Source organism: Gordonia sp. 'Campus', assembly GCF_022206305.1.
GTDB lineage: Bacteria > Actinomycetota > Actinomycetes > Mycobacteriales > Mycobacteriaceae > Gordonia.
The window spans coordinates 1-16,269 of record NZ_JAKOIW010000038.1 but is presented as its reverse complement, the minus strand read 5'-3'; the positions used below and the strand labels follow the sequence as shown (position 1 = coordinate 16,269).

The 16,269-nt window shown below is 68.7% G+C and carries 14 protein-coding genes; 12 read left to right on the top strand and 2 right to left on the bottom strand.

Annotation, left to right across the window (positions count from 1 at the left end):
• Window positions 1-7 precede the first annotated feature (7 nt).
• Genes MAY35_RS22910 through MAY35_RS22890 form a run of 5 tightly spaced genes read left to right on the top strand, consistent with a single transcriptional unit; the run spans window position 8 to window position 6,509 of the window.
• Complete coding sequence (locus MAY35_RS22910) at window positions 8-1,597, top strand: hypothetical protein (protein ID WP_238423602.1); 1,590 nt, start codon at window positions 8-10, stop codon at window positions 1,595-1,597.
• 1 nt (window position 1,598) lies between these two features.
• The gene (locus MAY35_RS22905; protein WP_238423597.1) at window positions 1,599-2,048 is read left to right on the top strand and encodes a hypothetical protein; all 450 of its coding nucleotides are present in this window, start codon (window positions 1,599-1,601) and stop codon (window positions 2,046-2,048) included.
• The gene (locus tag MAY35_RS22900) at window positions 2,045-3,565 is read left to right on the top strand and encodes an FHA domain-containing protein (RefSeq protein ID WP_238423596.1); all 1,521 of its coding nucleotides are present in this window, start codon (window positions 2,045-2,047) and stop codon (window positions 3,563-3,565) included. The genes MAY35_RS22905 and MAY35_RS22900 overlap by 4 nt, the downstream gene beginning before the upstream one ends.
• Before the next feature lie 3 nt (window positions 3,566-3,568).
• On the top strand, window positions 3,569-5,695 hold the full coding sequence (locus MAY35_RS22895; protein WP_238423590.1) for a cation:proton antiporter: 2,127 nt from the start codon (window positions 3,569-3,571) through the stop codon (window positions 5,693-5,695).
• Between the two features lies 1 nt (window position 5,696).
• Complete coding sequence (locus MAY35_RS22890) at window positions 5,697-6,509, top strand: protein kinase (protein ID WP_238423587.1); 813 nt, start codon at window positions 5,697-5,699, stop codon at window positions 6,507-6,509.
• Between the two features lie 56 nt (window positions 6,510-6,565).
• Here MAY35_RS22890 and MAY35_RS22885 read toward each other — a convergent pair whose 3' ends face one another.
• Window positions 6,566-6,871, bottom strand: a complete 306-nt coding sequence (locus MAY35_RS22885; RefSeq protein WP_238423585.1) for a hypothetical protein — start codon at window positions 6,869-6,871, stop codon at window positions 6,566-6,568.
• 205 nt (window positions 6,872-7,076) lie between these two features.
• On the opposite strand from MAY35_RS22885, the gene MAY35_RS22880 reads away from it, so the two are divergent.
• The 7 genes from MAY35_RS22880 (at window position 7,077) to MAY35_RS22850 (ending at window position 14,509) form a co-directional block, all read left to right on the top strand.
• Window positions 7,077-7,940 carry a universal stress protein gene (locus MAY35_RS22880; protein WP_238423601.1) on the top strand — a complete coding sequence of 288 codons (864 nt, stop codon included), beginning with the start codon at window positions 7,077-7,079 and terminating at the stop codon, window positions 7,938-7,940.
• Between the two features lie 27 nt (window positions 7,941-7,967).
• Complete coding sequence (gene soxR, locus MAY35_RS22875; RefSeq protein WP_238423582.1) at window positions 7,968-8,414, top strand: redox-sensitive transcriptional activator SoxR; 447 nt, start codon at window positions 7,968-7,970, stop codon at window positions 8,412-8,414.
• An 88-nt stretch (window positions 8,415-8,502) separates the two neighbouring features.
• Window positions 8,503-9,537: a patatin-like phospholipase family protein gene (locus MAY35_RS22870; protein ID WP_238423581.1), complete on the top strand. Its 1,035-nt coding sequence runs from the start codon at window positions 8,503-8,505 to the stop codon at window positions 9,535-9,537.
• Entirely contained in the window at window positions 9,534-10,847 is a 1,314-nt protein-coding gene (locus MAY35_RS22865) for an MFS transporter (RefSeq protein ID WP_238423580.1), read from the top strand. Before MAY35_RS22870 ends, MAY35_RS22865 begins: the two co-directional genes overlap by 4 nt.
• Before the next feature lie 65 nt (window positions 10,848-10,912).
• Window positions 10,913-12,202, top strand: a complete 1,290-nt coding sequence (locus tag MAY35_RS22860; protein ID WP_238423579.1) for an arginine deiminase — start codon at window positions 10,913-10,915, stop codon at window positions 12,200-12,202.
• An 8-nt stretch (window positions 12,203-12,210) separates the two neighbouring features.
• A complete protein-coding gene (locus MAY35_RS22855; protein WP_238423578.1) occupies window positions 12,211-12,669 on the top strand; it encodes a GntR family transcriptional regulator in 459 nt (152 codons plus the stop codon).
• Between the two features lie 31 nt (window positions 12,670-12,700).
• Window positions 12,701-14,509, top strand: coding sequence for a BCCT family transporter (locus MAY35_RS22850; RefSeq protein WP_238423577.1), 1,809 nt, complete (start codon window positions 12,701-12,703; stop codon window positions 14,507-14,509).
• Between the two features lie 163 nt (window positions 14,510-14,672).
• On the opposite strand, the gene MAY35_RS22845 is transcribed toward MAY35_RS22850, so the two are convergent.
• Complete coding sequence (locus MAY35_RS22845; protein ID WP_238423576.1) at window positions 14,673-16,193, bottom strand: dolichyl-phosphate-mannose--protein mannosyltransferase; 1,521 nt, start codon at window positions 16,191-16,193, stop codon at window positions 14,673-14,675.
• Between the last annotated feature and the right edge of the window lie 76 nt (window positions 16,194-16,269).

Genomic DNA, 16,269 nt, shown 5'->3' with positions numbered 1-16,269 from the left:
GCCCCCGATGCCGCCGCCTCCCGGGCCCGGCCGGCCGGGCCCGGGAGGCATGGTCGGCGACCTCACGCATCAGCTCGTCGAGACCGACGTCTGGACCGACGCAATGGTCGAGAGCGCGGGCATCCCGGTCGTCGACGTCCCCTTCGTGACGGTGGGGTCGGGCATCGGATCGTTCGTGACCGTCGACTATCTGCGGATCTGCGGGGTGCCCATCGACAACATCGCGGTACTCGGACCCCAGGACGTGCCGTGGCACAGCTACGAGTATCTGACCCGGGTGTCGCAGATCCCGCGCGGTGAACGGTTACGTTCGGACTCGCAGTCCACCCCGGACAACATCTGGGGTTTCCCGTCCTACGCGGTGCGTGAGGCCTGGGCCGACAAGAAGATCGCGCCCCTGTGGAATGTGTTGGTGGAACCGGTCTTCGCGAATTTCTACACGCCGCGGGCGGGTCAGGCATTCGAGTCGATGGAAAAGGAATGCGAACGCATCGGGTATCTGAGGTGTCTGCGTCGCGGACAGGTCCGGATGATCCGACGGCGCGCGGAGGGCGGCTACTTCACCATCCTCACCCCGCCGCAGGGCACGTCGCCGACCAAGCGCGTCGCGTTCCGCAGTCAGTGGGTACATGTCGCCATCGGCTACCCCGGCATCAAACTCCTCCCGGACCTGCAGGCGTTCCGCGAGACGTATCGCGACGCCAGCAAGGTCGTCAACGCCTATGAGTCCCATGAGCACATCTACCAGTCGCTGCAGCGCAAGCCCGGGACGGTCGTCATCCGCGGCTCGGGGATCGTGGCGTCGCGGGTGCTGCAGCGTCTCATCGACGATCGCGACGCGATGGGTCTGCAGACCCAGATCGTGCACTTGTTCCGCACCTATCACGACAAATCCCATGGCCCGCACATCTTCATGCGGCGCAAGGGGAGAGACGGGTGGGCGTACCAGGGGTTCAACTATCCGAAGTCGGTGTGGGGTGGGCAGTTGAAGGCGCGGATGCGAAAGCTCGAGGGCCACGAACGCGCCGAGGCGTACAAGCAGATGGGCGGGACCAACACCCCGGTACGCGACGACTGGCAGGAGCAGCTGGCCCGCGGTCGCCGTGAGGGTTGGTATCGGGTGGCCGTGGGCAAGGCGGAGAGCCTCGTCCCGGCAGCCGGTGGCCAAGGTGTCGTCACGACCGTCCGTGTCGATCCGCATGCACCGATCAGGCAGGAGCATCGGCCGGACGGAACGTTCGAGATCCACGCCGACTACGTGATCGACTGCACCGGACTCGAAGCCGACGTCCGCGAGCACCGCCTCCTGCGTGACCTGCTCGACCACACCGGCGCCGGCATCAACCCGGTGGGCAGGATGGACGTCGAACGCGACTTCGAGCTGAAGGGCACCCGCAGCGGCAGCGGCAAGCTGTACGCCTCGGGAAGTGCGACGCTCGGCGGTTACTTCCCGGGGGTCGACACCTTCCTGGGCCTGCAGATCGCCGCCCAGGAGATCGCGGACGACCTTGCGCGACAGGGCTTCTGCAAGAAGCTCACGCCGTGGCGGTCCACCGCCCAGTGGTGGCGCTGGATGAACAACAAGGGAGTCGACTGACATGTTGCCCACTCTGTGGGGACGTATCCAGACCCGCGTTCTGGTCCTCGGTGTGCTCGGTGGTCTGTGGACGATCGTGCTCGTTCCGTTCCTGTGGCTCGTCTCCTCGGGCGACCCGACGATCCTCGACGTGTACCGCGTCGCGTTCACCGTTCTGCTGACGGTCATCGTCCTCGGCGTCGCATGGGAGTTCCTCTACCATCTGCTCCAGCAGTTCCGGTGGGAGAAGGACTGGCCCACGCTGTTCGGTCTGCTCACGGCGATCAACGAGGGCATCGTCGTATGGCTGGTCATCGACGGAACCGCCCTGCTGCCCGAGGGATTGCGGCCGTCGCCCTTCGTGTTCGCGGTCCAGTTCGTGTCGACGTGGCTGATCGTGTGGGTGGCGGTCAACGGTCCGCTCCGCGCGGTCTTCCCGCACTGGCGATTCCAGGGAGGGCGGTTCCTGTGACCACACCCGGAGACATCCCGAGCGTCACGCCGACGGTCACCCTGATCCCCGGCGCGGGCATCGTGATCCGCAAACCGGCCTTCCTCTGCCTGGTGTCCGACGCCGTGCCGGCCTCGTTCGTCACCGACGTGCTCGACATCGAATCGGCGGCGTCCGTTCCGGATTCCGCGCCCCGCCGTGGGCGGCACCTGGTGCGCGCGTTGGCCCAGCTGGTCGCGAACGCCGACGACCCGGTGGACATCGGATTCGCCGCACCGGACAACGCAGGCATCGCCATCTTCCTCGCCGGCGCGGTCTACGGCGAGACCGACGGCACCCGCATCGAACCCGCGGACGGGAACACCTTCGACAAGGCCGTCCCGTGGCCGTTCGAAGGTCTCGGCCTGTATCTCGCGGAGACACAGCCCGCCGAGGTCGGTGACGAACGCTTCGACCTCGTCGACGGGGTGGTGCCCGCGTCGGGAGCGTTGCTGCACACCCCGCTCGGGTTGCGCGGCACCGAGTTCCATCCACTACCCGCCGCCGCCAGATCGGCGGTGTCGGAGCCGCCCCGCGATCAGGACGCTCCTGACGACAGCGCGGCTCCGGACCCTGGACCGCCGACCGAGGCATCCGAGCCGTTCGAACCGTTCGAGCCGGAACCGAGCGGCCCTCACCGAGCCGCCGACGGTGCAGTCGTTCCGGAGTCGTCACCCGCTGCGCATGTCCCGCCACCGCCGGACCCGACCGGCCCGATGGACACGACCGAACGCATGGCGCCCGGATCGGCAGCGGGTGCGGAGTCGCCGGACCCGCTCCCGTTCACGTCGACGCCGCTGGGGGCCGCGTTCGATCCCGGTCCACAGTCCGGTGATCGGGCCGCGCAGGCGGCGCCGTTGCCGAAACAGTCGCAGCACCCCGACCCGTTCGTCGTACCCCTCCAGCACGCACCGGGGCCGGCACCGGACCCGTTCGCCGAACCGCTCGAGCCGCGCGCGCCGCTGCCCAAGGAGGAACACCAGAAGCCGGCCACCGAGGTCGTCCGGATCGAGGCCTCGCGAGCGATGGTGCACGGCATCCGGTGTTCGCGCGGACACCTCAACCACCCGCAGTCGTGGTTGTGCGGTGTGTGCGGAATCCGGATGGATCAGCTGACGACATTCCTCGTCGAGGGGGAGCGGCCACCACTGGGCTGGCTGCTGCTCGACAACGGATTCACCTTCCTGCTCGACGAGGACCTCGTGATCGGCCGCGAACCGGGATCGGCGGGCGGGGGCCGGGCCGGCTCGCCGAAACCCATTCGCGTGCAGGACGAGACCGGTCAACTCTCCCGACGGCACGTGGAGATCCGGCTCGTCGAATGGACGGTCCAGCTCGTCGACCTCGGATCGGCCAACGGCACGTTCGTCGCCGACCCCAGCAGCGGCAACCGCGAGATGCGTCTGCTCCCGCATCGCGCGCACGTCCTCGTCCCGGGTTCGCATGTGCGACTCGGCGGACGACATTTCATCTTCGAATCCCATCACGCGCGGATCTGACCCATGGACAAGCACACCATCGCCTTCCTGCTCCTCGACGTGGCGATCGTCATCGCCGCCGCACGTGTCGGGGGCATGATCGCGCGCGCGTGCCGGCAGCCCGCGGTCGTGGGCGAGATCGCCGCCGGGATCGCGCTGGGCCCCAGCCTGTTGGGCCTCCTGCCCGGCAATCCGGACCAGTGGCTGTTTCCCGCCGACGTCCGTCCCCTGCTCGGTGCCCTCGCGCAGATCGGGCTCGTGCTGTTCATGTTCATCGTCGGACTCGAGCTGGACATGCGACTCACCCGCGGGCGTGAGCGGGCGGCGGCGAGCATCTCGGCGTGTTCGATCGTGTTGCCGTTCGGGCTCGGCGCGGGGCTGGGAGTGCTGCTCTATCCGTCGCACGACACCGTCGGCGGGATGGAGATCGAGCGGCTGGGCATGGTGCTGTTCATGGGTGTCGCGATGTCGATCACCGCGTTCCCGGTGCTCGCGCGCATCCTGACCGACCGAGGCATGATGCGCACCGTTCCCGGCGTGTTCAGCCTCGCCGCGGCAGCCGTCGACGACATCCTCGCGTGGACGCTGCTCGCCTTCATCATCGCGATCATCCAGGGCGGCAGCCCGCTCGAGGTCGCCCGGATCATCGGGCTGACGCTGGTGTACGCCGCGGTCATGTTCGGCGTCGTCCGACCCCTGCTCGCCAAGCTGGTCGCCTGGCGCGACCGCGCGGGCCGCCTCACCCCGGACATCCTGGCGGTCATCCTGATCGGACTCTTCCTGTCGTCGGCGGCGACCGACGTCATCGGCATCCACCAGATCTTCGGCGCCTTCGTCTTCGGCGCGGTGATGCCGAAGATCGGTGCCGAACAACTGCATCGGGAGATCCTGGAACGACTCGAGCAGGCCAGCGTGCTGCTCCTGCTGCCGATGTTCTTCGTGGTCACCGGTCTCAGTGTCGACCTGGCGGGGATCGGACTCTCCGGGCTCGGACAGCTGCTGCTGGTGCTCGTCGTCGCAATTGCGGGCAAGTTCATCGGGGCCTACGTGGGGGCGCGCGCGAGCGCCATCCCCACCCGGCAGAGCGCCGCCATCGCGGTGCTGATGAACACGCGCGGACTCACCGAACTGGTCATCCTGGCCGCGGGCCGCGAACTCGGTGTGTTGAGCGACGAACTGTTCGCGATGCTCGTGGTGATGGCCCTGGTGACGACCATCCTCACCGAACCGCTTCTGCGGCTGGTGTATCCGGACCGGGTGGTGGCCAGCGACATCGCCGCCGCGGAGCGCCGCGCACTGGCCGTCGCGACCGTCCCGAGGGTGATGGTGGTGCTGCGTGATCCCGACGGCACCGTCGCGGACCTGCGGGCCCGCCACCGGCGGATGCTGGACTGCACCACCGGGTACGACGTCGTGCTCGCCGGTGTGCTGACGACACCGGACCGCGCGCGGACCACACTCGAGGTGGGTGCACCGGTGGTACCCGATTTCGCGGCCCTCGCGTCGGCTGTCGAGAGACTCAACGAGCTGGGCGCGTCGCTGACCGGCGCCGGCTCGGTGTCGGTGCTGTGCCGCTTCACCGCCGATCCCGCCGCCGACGTCGACGCCATGTCGGAGAACGCGAGTGCCGACATCATCGTCATCGACGACTCCGACCGGGGGCTGGGGACGTCGTTGCGATCCGCGCCGGTCGCCATCGTCGACGAGAATGCCGCCGAGGGTGTGGGACCGGGACGCAGCACGATCACATGTCTCGTCGCCGACAGCCGCAGCGGCCGGACCGCAGCGCTCGTCGCAGCAGGTCTGGCGCTCTACGGTTCGCGCTCGCTGGCCGTCGTCGCAACCGGATCCCGTCGCCGCTGGCTCTCCGACCTCGAACCGATTGCGGGGCAGTCGGTGTCGGTGTCGGTCGTGGACCCGCGCCGGCACCGCGACGATGCGACGGCGTTCACGGTCCGCGCCGGGGACGATGCGGGGGAGGCGCCGGCTCCGATCGTGGTCGTCGACAACACGGGGACGAGCGAAGAATCCCTCGGCGACCGGATCGCCACGCTCTACACCGCGCGCGACTCGTCGACCGGCCCGGCGGACGACGGACCGGTCGAGAACACATCGAGCCCGAACATGGGCATTTCATCGGAGAGGCACTGACATGGCCACTGTCGAGATCCCGCAGCAGCTGGCGGATTTCACCGTTCTGGACAAGATCGGGATGGGCGGCAACGGCACGTTCTACCTCGCCGTGCCGCCGGCGCGGCTCGGGCTGGCCGTCGATCGGGTGGTGGTCAAGGTGTTCGGCGGGGTGTGCAGCGACGACGCCTACCGGCGCGGAGTGCGCGAGCTGCGCGCATTCGCTGCGGTGGCCTCGCCGTACCTGGCCGGGCTGTATGACGCGGTGCTGCAGGGCCAGTTCATGTATGCGATGGAGTACTTCCCGCTGGGTTCCCTCGGCTCGCCGGCGCGGCCGCTGACGAGAGACGAGAAGCTGGCGGCGATCGCCGACGCCGCGCGCGGTGTCGACGCGCTGCACGAGGCAGGCATCGCACACGCCAACATCACCCCGTCGAGCATCATGGTCACCGAAACCGGCGGAAAGATCTCCGATCTGGGTCTTGCCCGGGCCCTCGCCGCCGACGAGCCCATCACGAGCTTCGCCCAGCCCGGAGCCGTGCAGTACATGGACCCGGCGCTGCTCGCAGGCGACGTGCCGTCGAGGGCGACCGACATCTGGTCTCTCGGCGCCTGCCTGCACCGCGCGCTCACCGGCGAGGGTGTCTACGGCGAGGTCCCCGACACCCAGCCGCTGCTGGCGATCCGGGCCGCGCTCTCGACCCCGCCCGCCCTGTCGGAGAACCTCGACCGCGACGAACGCACGCTGATCGCGAACTGCCTCGCCCTCGTCGGCAACCGGCCGTCCACCGCGATGGAGGTCGCGTACCGTGTCGACGCGCTGCGGGGTCGTTGACTCCTGACCCGAAGGACCAGTCCGCCAGGGGTTCTCGAATCCCTATCGGGCAGGTGTCACTCGAAGAGGACGGGTGCGGAGTTGAACAACATCACGATGAAGAAGAAGAGCAGAAACCAGGCCCCGCCCTGCCACACCTGCCAGCGACCGTTGCGCTTCCACACGCGGTAGGTGCGGTACAGCATCGCGATCGACCCGAGGAGAACGACGATCGGGGAGGCGATGACGAGCACTGTCTGCAAAGAATCCGACGACGCGTGCGCCAGCAGCAACAGGCCGAGTCCGAGGATCACGGTCACGGCGATGTGGATGACCACGGCGCGAAAGTCGTTGGAGCCGTTCTGCGGAAGGGGTGACGTCATGGTGTCCCCAGGCTACACGTCACGCGAATCGTGCAGAAAGCCCCGGTGATCAGGACTTCGTGCCCTTTGCCGCAACCCCGGCCGCGGTGCAGGATGGACGACGAGGCTGTGGCCGGGTCGAGCGGCAGATCCCGCGAACGTCCGGCGGCCGAGACGCGAAGGCCCTGTCCGGGGCCGGTGGAGATCAGAGGAGATGAGCGAGGACATGAACGCGATACTCGTCGGAGTGGATGGTTCGGATGCGGCCGAGGGAGCAGTCCGGTGGGCTGCACGGGCAGCCGTGGCCGAAGGGCTCGATCTGAAGATCGTCGGCGCGTACGACGCCAGCACCAGTGACTACGCTCCCGGCCTCATCATTCCCCAGGACGTCGTCGACGCCATCCGCCAGGACGCCTCCGATGCGGTGCACGCGGCCGCCGATGCGGCCAAGGAGGTCGCCCCCGACGTCACCGTGGCGACGTCGATCGTCGACGGCGACGCGGCACGCGTGCTCCTGGAACTGGGCAAGGACGCCGCCATGATCGTCGTCGGTACGCGCCGACTCGGCAGCGTCAAGGGGTTGTTCCTCGGCTCGGTGAGCACCAACGTCGCCGCGCACGCCCACGGACGCGTCGCGGTGGTCGCCGCCGAGGGGAACCCCTCGGGTCCGGTCGTCGTCGGGATCGATGGTTCACCGATCAGCGATGCCGCCGTCGCCGAGGCGTTCCGACAGGCCTCGCTGCGGAATGCGCCGCTCATCGCCGTACACACCTGGACCCCCTTGGATGCCGATGCGCTGCACGGCTACGGCATCGGCGCGGACGAGGTCAAGCGGATGACACAGGACGCGGTCGAGATCGTGGCCGAGCGTCTGGCCGGTTATGCCGAGCAGTACCCGGATGTGCAGATCGAGCGGCGGGTCCTGCCGGACGATCCGGCGAAGGCGCTGCTCGACGCGGCCGGGACCGAGGCGTCGATCGTGGTCGTCGGCAGTCGGGGGCGCGGCGGTTTCCGCGGACTGCTCCTGGGCTCGACCAGCCAGAAAGTGATGCACCACGCCGAATGCCCCGTGTTGGTCGTCCGCACCTGACGCACCAGCGGTGCCTACGATCGATCCATGACGCTGAAGAAGCTCGAGCTCTCCGTCGGTGAGCTCGCCCAGCGCGCCGGCATCGCGCCGTCGGCCGTCCGGTTCTACGAGGACCAGGGTCTGATCTTCAGCCGTCGGACGTCGGGCAACCAGCGCCGATACCACCGGGCGATGCTGCGACGCGTGGCGTTCATCCGCGCGTCGCAGGTCGCGGGTATCCCGTTGTCGGTGATCGGGGAGGTGCTCGGTGAACTCGGCGACCACGAGTCCCCGCCGAAGTCGATGTGGGAAGCGGCGTCGAAGCGATGGATCGACGACATCAACCACCGGATCTCATTGCTCGAGAACATGCGCGACATGATCGGGTCGTGCGTGGGCTGCGGCTGCCTGTCCCTCGGCGAGTGCCATCTGCTCAATCCGGGCGATGAGCTCAACAAACTCGGCCCGGGAGCCCGTCGCCTCATGACCGAGTGACGACGCGGGAACGTCGTCGCGCCGGTGCGACGACGGCTCGGGCATCGGCGATTTCGGGCGTCGTGATCGGCGGCGGTACGGTTGCCCCATGGCTCGACCGTCGCGCGTGGCGCTGGCACTGGGAAGCGGCGGTGCGCGCGGCTACGCACACATCGGTGTGATCGCCGAACTCGAGGCACGCGGCTTCGAGATCGCGACCGTCGCCGGATCGTCGATGGGCGCACTGGTCGGCGGCCTGCACTGCGCGGGCAAACTCGACGACTACGTGGACTGGATCTCCGGCCTGAGCCAGCTCGACGTGGTCCGACTCCTCGACGTCTCGTTGACCAAACCGGGTGTCATCGGGGCCGAGCGAATCCTCCTGCGGGTGCGAGAGATCCTCGGCGACACCGTGATCGAGGACCTGCCGATCCCGTTCACCGCGGTCGCCACCGACCTCAACGCCGGTCGCGCCGTGTGGTTCCAGCGCGGCAACCTCGCCGATGCGCTACGAGCGTCGATCGCGATCCCGGGGGTGATCAGCCCCCACGAACACGGCGGACGGTTACTCGCCGACGGCGGCATCCTCGATCCGCTGCCGGTCGCGCCGACCTCGGGCGTCCCCAGCGATGTCACCATCGGTGTGATCATCGGGTCCGACGGTGGACCCGAGACGGGCGCCATCCGGGAGCCGAAGGCGCGCGGTCTGCTCCGACGCAATGTCGCCCCCATCCTGGACAACGAATTCGTCCGGTCGGTACGCGACCGGTTCGGCCTCGAAGTCGCAGCGGGCGACCGCACGGCGCTCGAGGATGGCTCCGACACCGCCGACGTGGAGGGGGCCGCCATGGCTTCCGGCGAGGACGGTGCGGTGGCGGTCGACGCCGCCGGCGTCCGGTCACCGGAGCAGACCGGAGACGACGAGCCGCACCGGATGGGCCGCGTGGAGGTGCTCAGCCGGTCGCTCGACATCATGCAGGAGGCGCTGACCCGCTATCAGGTGGCGGGCTATCCGCCCGACGTCCTGATCCGGGTGCCCCGACGCACGGTGCGCACCCTCGACTTCCACAAGGCGTCGGAGATGATCGAGCTCGGCCGGTCGTTGACCGCGAAGGCTCTCGACGATCTGCCCGAGCTGCCATGAAACAGATACCCCGCGGGATCTGGGTCCTGCTGTCGGCCAACGTCGTCATCGCGCTCGGGTACGGGTTCATCGCTCCCGCGCTGCCGACGTTCGCCCGCACGTTCAACGTCTCGTTCACCGCGGCCACCGCCGTGGTGTCGGCCTTCGCGGTCATGCGACTCATGTTCGCGCCCGCGACCGGCCGCCTGGTCACGACGTTCGGCGAGCGGCGGATCTACCTGACCGGCCTGCTCATCGTCGCCGCCAGCACCCTCGCCTGCGCCTTCGCCCAGACATACTGGCAGCTGCTCGTCTTCCGTGGACTCGGCGGCATCGGCTCGACGATGTTCAGCATCTCGGCGATGGCGCTGCTGATACGTATGGCGCCCAGCGACATCCGCGGGCGCGTGTCCGGATTCTTCTCCGCCGGATTCCTCATCGGCAGCATCACCGGCCCGCTGATCGGGGCAGCGCTCGTCGGGTTCGGGCTGCGGGTGCCGTTCGTGGTCTACGCCGTGGCGCTGCTCGTCGCCTCGACCGTGGTGGCGACCCAGCTGCGCGAGGTGATCGCCCCGGACCAGGAGCAGGGTCCGACCGGCGGGCTCATCGGTTTCCGGACCGCGATGCGGGACAGTGCCTACCGCGCGATCCTGGCGTCGAACTTCACGCAGGGCTGGGCGTCGATGGGCGTGCGGGTCGCCGTGGTGCCGCTGTTCATCACCGAGAGCCTCGGGGCGGGTGCCGGGATGGCCGGCATCGTGCTCGCGATCTATGCCGCAGGGAATGTGCTCGCGATCCTGGTCGCCGGCCGCCTGTCCGACCGGTTCGGCCGCCGACCCATCATGCTGCCGGGTCTCACGATCACCGTCGTCGCGACCGTCGCGCTCGGATTCTCGCCCAACGTCGCTGTCGCGCTGGCTCTGTCGGTCGTCGCCGGTGTCGGTTCCGGCCTGTTCGCGCCGACCCACCAGGCCGCGCTCGCCGACGTCCTCGGGAACCGTCAGCAGGGCGGCTCCGCTCTGGCGGCCTACGGCATGTCGTCGGATCTGGGTGCGGTGACCGGGCCGGTCATCGTCGGGTTCGTCGCCGATCGCATCGGTTTCGGGCCGGCGTTCGTGCTGACCGGGGTGGTCGCCGCGGCGGCACTGGTGTTGTGGATGTTCGCCCGCGAGACCGCGCCGGTCGTCGTCGGGGCGGGACCGACGATGACGCCCGCCGAACCGGCCGATTCCGATGCGGCCGGAACGTCGCCGGCCGGGGAGCCGATCGAGGACGCCGACCCGTTCGGCGGCCCCGACGTCGCCCGGCGAGACACCACCGGCGACCGCTGAGGCGTCCACGGCGCGCGGAGCGACGATGTGATGTGGCAGCGCATCCGACGAATTACGGTTGAGCGATGACCGCTGCAGGACACCCCGATCCACCCGCCGACCCGTCGGCACGCGGGACGACGCACACCGCGGTGGGGCCGGACTACGACCTGGGTGCCGACTCCGAGGTCGGGGTCCTGCGCGCGGTCATGCTGCACCGGCCGGGTGACGAACTGCGCCGGCTGACCCCGCGCAACAGCGACCAGCTCCTCTTCGACGGCCTGCCCTGGGTCGGCCGCGCCCAGGAGGAACACGATGCGTTCGCCGAGGTCCTGCGCGACCGCGGTGTCGACGTCTACCTGCTCGGTGACCTGCTCACCGAGACCATCGCCGCCAGCGGGGCGGCCCGGATCCAGGGCATCGCCGCGGCCGTCAGCGCCCGGCGCCTGGGCACCCACCTGGCCGAGGATCTCGCCACCCACCTGCGGGGACTGTCACCGGCTGATCTCGCCTACGTGCTGATGGCCGGGATGACTTTCGACGAACTGCCGATCACGCCCTCTGCCGAGCGCTCGTCCCTGGTCCGTCGGATGCATCACGGTCCCGAGTTCGCGATCGCGCCACTGCCGAATCTCCTGTTCACCCGCGACAGCTCGTTCTGGATCGGTGCGCGGTTCGCGATCACCTCGCTCGCCTTGCCCGCCCGCTCGCGGGAGACCTCACTCACCGACCTCATCTACGCCCACCATCCCCGGTTCACCGGAGCGCGGCGGGCCTACGAGTCCCAGGTCGCGCCCGTCGAGGGTGGCGATGTGCTGTTGCTCGCGCCGGGTGTGGTGGCGGTCGGCGTCGGGGAGCGGACCACGCCCGCCGGAGCGGAAGCGCTGGCGCGCAGCCTGTTCGACGATCACCTGGCGCACACGGTGCTGGCGGTGCCGATCGAACAGTCGCGTGCGTTCATGCACCTCGACACCGTCTGCACGATGGTCGACACCGACGCGGTGGTGATGTACCCCAACATCCGCGACAGCATGTCGGCCTTCACCCTGGTCCACGACATCGCCACCGACACGGTGAAGGTCGCCGGCGAGCGACCGTTCGTCGATGCCGCGGCCGATGCGATGGGCATCGCCAAACTACGGGTCATCGACACCGGCCTCGACCCGGTGACCGCTGAGCGGGAGCAGTGGGACGACGGCAACAACACCCTGGCCCTCGCGCCGGGTGTGGTCGTGTCGTACAACCGGAACGTGCAGACCAACAGGCGGCTCCGGGACTCCGGCGTCGAGGTCATCGAGATCGAGGGGCGCGAGCTGGGTTCGGGCCGCGGCGGACCGCGGTGCATGTCCTGTCCGCTCGCCCGCGAGCCCCGGTGAGGCCACCCATGACTCGGTCACCTTCGCCGGACGGTTCTTCCCCGGATACTCCGCACCCGGGTGGTTCCACCGCGGGCGGCTCGGGCGCCGATCCCACGTCCGCGCTCGATTCGTTGCGGATCGACGCCGAGTCGGGCCGGCCGCCCTTCGAGCAGGTCCGGGTCGGCGTCATCGAACTCATCGAGACGGGTGCACTGCTCACCGGGGAACGGTTGCCCACGGTGCGGGCTCTCGCATCGCGGCTCGGCGTGGCCGCCAACACGGTCGCGCGCAGCTACCGGGAACTCGAGGCGGCCGGGGTCATCGAGACGCGTGGGCGGCAGGGCTCCTTCATCAAGGCGGGGCGTCACGATGCGCTCGACGCCGGTTTCCGCGCCGCCCTCCAGTACGTCGAAACCGCCCGTGAGCTGGGGCTCGACGACACCGTGATCGTTGAGATGCTCAACCGTGTGCTCGGGCGAACTTGAATACATGCACCGAGATTGATTGGCTTGAACAATGACAAGTGAACAGGATGTGATCACTAGGCGTCCGAAGCAGACACTGGACCCGGTGGTTTTCACCGTGACCGCGGTGCTGGTCATCGCCTTCGTGATCTGGGGGATCGGCGACAAGGAGAGCCTCAACACCACCACGACCGAGGTGTTGAGTTGGATCACCAACAACCTCGGCTGGTTGTTCATCCTCTCCGCGACGGGCTTCGTGATCTTCGCGGTGTTCCTCGCCGTGTCGAAGTACGGACGGATTCCTCTCGGCCGGACCGGGGAGAAGCCGCAGTTCCGCACCGTCAGCTGGATCGCGATGATGTTCAGCGCGGGCATGGGCATCGGGCTCATGTTCTTCGGCGCTTACGAGCCTCTGTACCACTTCGCCAGTCCGCCACCGGAAATCGCTCCCGAAGACATCCGCGCGGCGATGGCGACGACGATGTTCCACTGGGGTTTCCACCCGTGGGCGATGTACGCGGTGGTCGGCCTGGCGCTGGCCTACAGCACGTACCGGCTGGGTCGGACCCAGCTGATGAGTGCCGTGTTCGAGCGGCTTCTCGGTCCGCGGGTGTCCAACGGGCCGGGCGGCAAGGTCATCGACATCCTGGCCATCTTCGCCACCCTGTTCGGCACCGTCGCCTCACTGGGCCTCGGCGCGCTGCAGATCGGATCAGGGCTCGACACCCTCGGCTGGGTCAACGAGCCGACGAAGATGCTGCTCGTCGCGATCATCGCGATCCTCACCGCTGCGTTCGTCGCGTCGGCCGTGTCGGGCATCGCCCGCGGGATCCAGTGGCTGTCGAACATCAACATGGTGCTCGCGGTGGTCCTGGCGCTGTTCGTCTTCATCGTGGGCCCGACGATCTTCATCCTGAACCTGCTGCCCACCACCCTGGGCGCCTACCTGACCGATCTCACCACCTTCGCGGCCCGCTCCGACGCCACGGTCACCACCGAGGAGGGCCACAAGTGGCTGGCGGACTGGACCATCTTCTACTGGGCGTGGTGGGTGTCGTGGACCCCGTTCGTGGGCCTGTTCCTCGCGAAGATCAGCCGCGGTCGGACCATCCGCGAGTTCGTGATCGGCGTCATGGTGGTCCCCACGACGGTGTCGCTCGTCTGGTTCTGCATCTTCGGCGGCACCGCGATACACCAGGACATGGAGGGCACGCTGGCCTTCGATCCGGCCACCGCGGCCAGTGAGAGCACGCTGTTCGACGTCCTCGCGCACCTGCCGTGGACCGGGGTGGCCTCGGCCCTGGTGATGATCCTGGTCGGTATCTTCTTCGTCTCCGGTGCCGACTCGGCCTCACTCGTCATGGGCACCCTGTCGCAGCGCGGCGTCGAACATCCGGCGCGTTCGCTGACGGTGTTCTGGGGTGTGCTGACCGGTGTGGTCGCCGCGCTTCTGCTGGCGATCAGCGGTGACGATGCCCTCGACGGCATCAAGACGATGGCCATCATCGCCGCGCTGCCGTTCGTCGTGGTGATGATCGGCATGTGCCTCTCGCTCTACCTCGACCTCCGGCGCGACCCGCTGATCGTGTCCCGGCACGTCCTGACGGCCCAGGTCGACGAGCATGTCCGCGAGCAGGCCGTCGCCATCGCGACGGGCGAACTCGAGTCGATCCACGCCGACGCGGTACGGCATCTCGAGAAACTCGACCCCGAGTTCGTCGAGCAGGCCAGCGGCTCCAACGGCTCAGGGTCCGACGGCTCGGGGTCCGACGGGACAGCACCGACCGGCGACGCCGGCGATCCGGACGATCGCCGGGACGGACACCGCGACACCGACCGGCTGCCCGGTCCCGCGGTGTAGTCACCGCACACCCTCCGCCACGGAGTCCGCAACGGGCGGGCCGCGCATCACGCGCGGCCCGCCCGTGCTGTCTCGCAGAGTTCGTCGCTGGGTGCTCCACCTCGATGCTCCACCTCGCTGCTCATCTCTGGGACTCGAGTTCGGCGCTCGCCCCTCGGTGGTCTCAGCCCCAGCTCGGCAGCCAGATCTGCTGGCGCCACAGTCCGGGTGAGATCGGCGACCCGGTGAGGATCGGCCACAGCCAGACGAAGTTCACGACGACGAGTCCGACGTAGATCGCGACGACCATCACCGCGAGCGCGCGGCGTTCGGGCCGTTCACGCGCGGTCGCGGCCGCCGAGCGGAGCAGATCACCGCAACACAGTGCGAGTCCCATCACCAGGAACGGCGCCAGCACCGTGGCGTAGAAGAAGTACATCTGCCGGTCGAGGGCCAGAAACCAGGGCAGGATGCCCGCGAAGTAGCCGACGAGAACCGCCGCATAGCGCCAGTCGCGCCGGACGATCCACGACCACATCCCCCACAGCAGCATCGGCAGCGCCAGCCACCACATCGCCGGCGACCCGATGAGCATCTGCGCGCGGACACACTCGCCGCCGCCGCACTGATCCGGGCCGTTCTCCAGCGCGTAGAGCATCGGCCGCAAACTCATCGGCCATGTCCACGGCTTGGACTCCCACGGGTGATGGTTGCCCGCCGAATTGGTGAGCCCCGAATGGAATTCGAGGATGCCCGACTCGTAGTACCACAGGGACCGCCATGCGCCCGGCACCCAGGCGAATGGGCCGCCGGTGCCGATGGTGTTGCCCTCCTGGTAGCGGTAGACAGCCGTTTCGCTGGTGAACCACGGGATGTAGGTCAGGAAGTAGATGACCACCGGCATCACCGCGAGGCTCGCCCCGGTCGGGACGACGTCGCGTACCAGGGTCCCGACCCACGGCCGTCGGACGTGGTACGCGCGGCGGGCGGCGACATCGAATCCGATGGCGAGGGCGGCGAAGAAGATGACGTAGTAGAGGCCCGACCACTTGGTGCCGCAGTTGAGACCCAGCATCACACCGGCGGTGAACCGATACCACCGGAAGCCCAGTCGTGGGCCGAACGGGCTGTCGTCGATCCGGCCCTCGAGGTACACGCGGTACATGCGTTCGCGGACCTGGTCGCGGTCGGCCACCAGCGCGGCGAAGGTCGCCACGATGAACAGAGTCTGGAAGATGTCGAGCATGCCCATGCGCGATTGCACGAACAGCACGCCGTCGCAGATCGCGAACACCCCCGCGATCGCGCCCACCAGCGTCGACCGGGTCAGGCGCCGCACCGCGCAGTAGATGAGCACGACGATGACCACGCCGGCGATCGCGGGGGCGACGCGCCAGCCCAGGGGGCCGTAACCGAAGACCGCCTCCGACGCGGCGAGCATCCACTTGCCGACCGGCGGGTGCACGACGAGGCCGTACGCCGGGTTGTCCTCGATCCAGTTGCCTCCGGTCAGCACCTGCCACGCCTGCGGGACGTAGTGCTTCTCGTCGAAGACCGGTGTGCCCTTGTCCGTCGGGTGGTTCAGGCCCCAGAACCGGGTCAGCGTCGCGACGAGGGCGATGACCACACCGACGACCAGACCACGTCCGCGATCGGGAGCACCGAACAGCGGTGCGGGCACGTCAGGGCCCAAGCGAGGTGGCACCCGATCGATCCTAGTGGTCCCTCGTAAGCTGGCTGACGATGAACTCCGCCCAGCCCGACCCCCTGCACCCCGACCC

Bases quoted from the DNA above. Each gene is read 5' to 3' on its own strand.
- MAY35_RS22870 (WP_238423581.1), top strand. From the start codon at position 8,503: ATGGCTCGACCGTCGCGCGTGGCGCTGGCACTGGGAAGCGGCGGTGCG.
- MAY35_RS22855 (WP_238423578.1), top strand. From the start codon at position 12,211: ATGACTCGGTCACCTTCGCCGGACGGTTCTTCCCCGGATACTCCGCAC.
- MAY35_RS22850 (WP_238423577.1), top strand. From the start codon at position 12,701: ATGACAAGTGAACAGGATGTGATCACTAGGCGTCCGAAGCAGACACTG.
- MAY35_RS22885 (WP_238423585.1), bottom strand. From the start codon at position 6,871: ATGACGTCACCCCTTCCGCAGAACGGCTCCAACGACTTTCGCGCCGTG.
- MAY35_RS22860 (WP_238423579.1), top strand. From the start codon at position 10,913: ATGACCGCTGCAGGACACCCCGATCCACCCGCCGACCCGTCGGCACGC.
- MAY35_RS22910 (WP_238423602.1), top strand. From the start codon at position 8: ATGCCGCCGCCTCCCGGGCCCGGCCGGCCGGGCCCGGGAGGCATGGTC.
- soxR (WP_238423582.1), top strand. From the start codon at position 7,968: ATGACGCTGAAGAAGCTCGAGCTCTCCGTCGGTGAGCTCGCCCAGCGC.
- MAY35_RS22865 (WP_238423580.1), top strand. From the start codon at position 9,534: ATGAAACAGATACCCCGCGGGATCTGGGTCCTGCTGTCGGCCAACGTC.
- MAY35_RS22905 (WP_238423597.1), top strand. From the start codon at position 1,599: ATGTTGCCCACTCTGTGGGGACGTATCCAGACCCGCGTTCTGGTCCTC.
- MAY35_RS22890 (WP_238423587.1), top strand. From the start codon at position 5,697: ATGGCCACTGTCGAGATCCCGCAGCAGCTGGCGGATTTCACCGTTCTG.
- MAY35_RS22880 (WP_238423601.1), top strand. From the start codon at position 7,077: ATGAACGCGATACTCGTCGGAGTGGATGGTTCGGATGCGGCCGAGGGA.
- MAY35_RS22895 (WP_238423590.1), top strand. From the start codon at position 3,569: ATGGACAAGCACACCATCGCCTTCCTGCTCCTCGACGTGGCGATCGTC.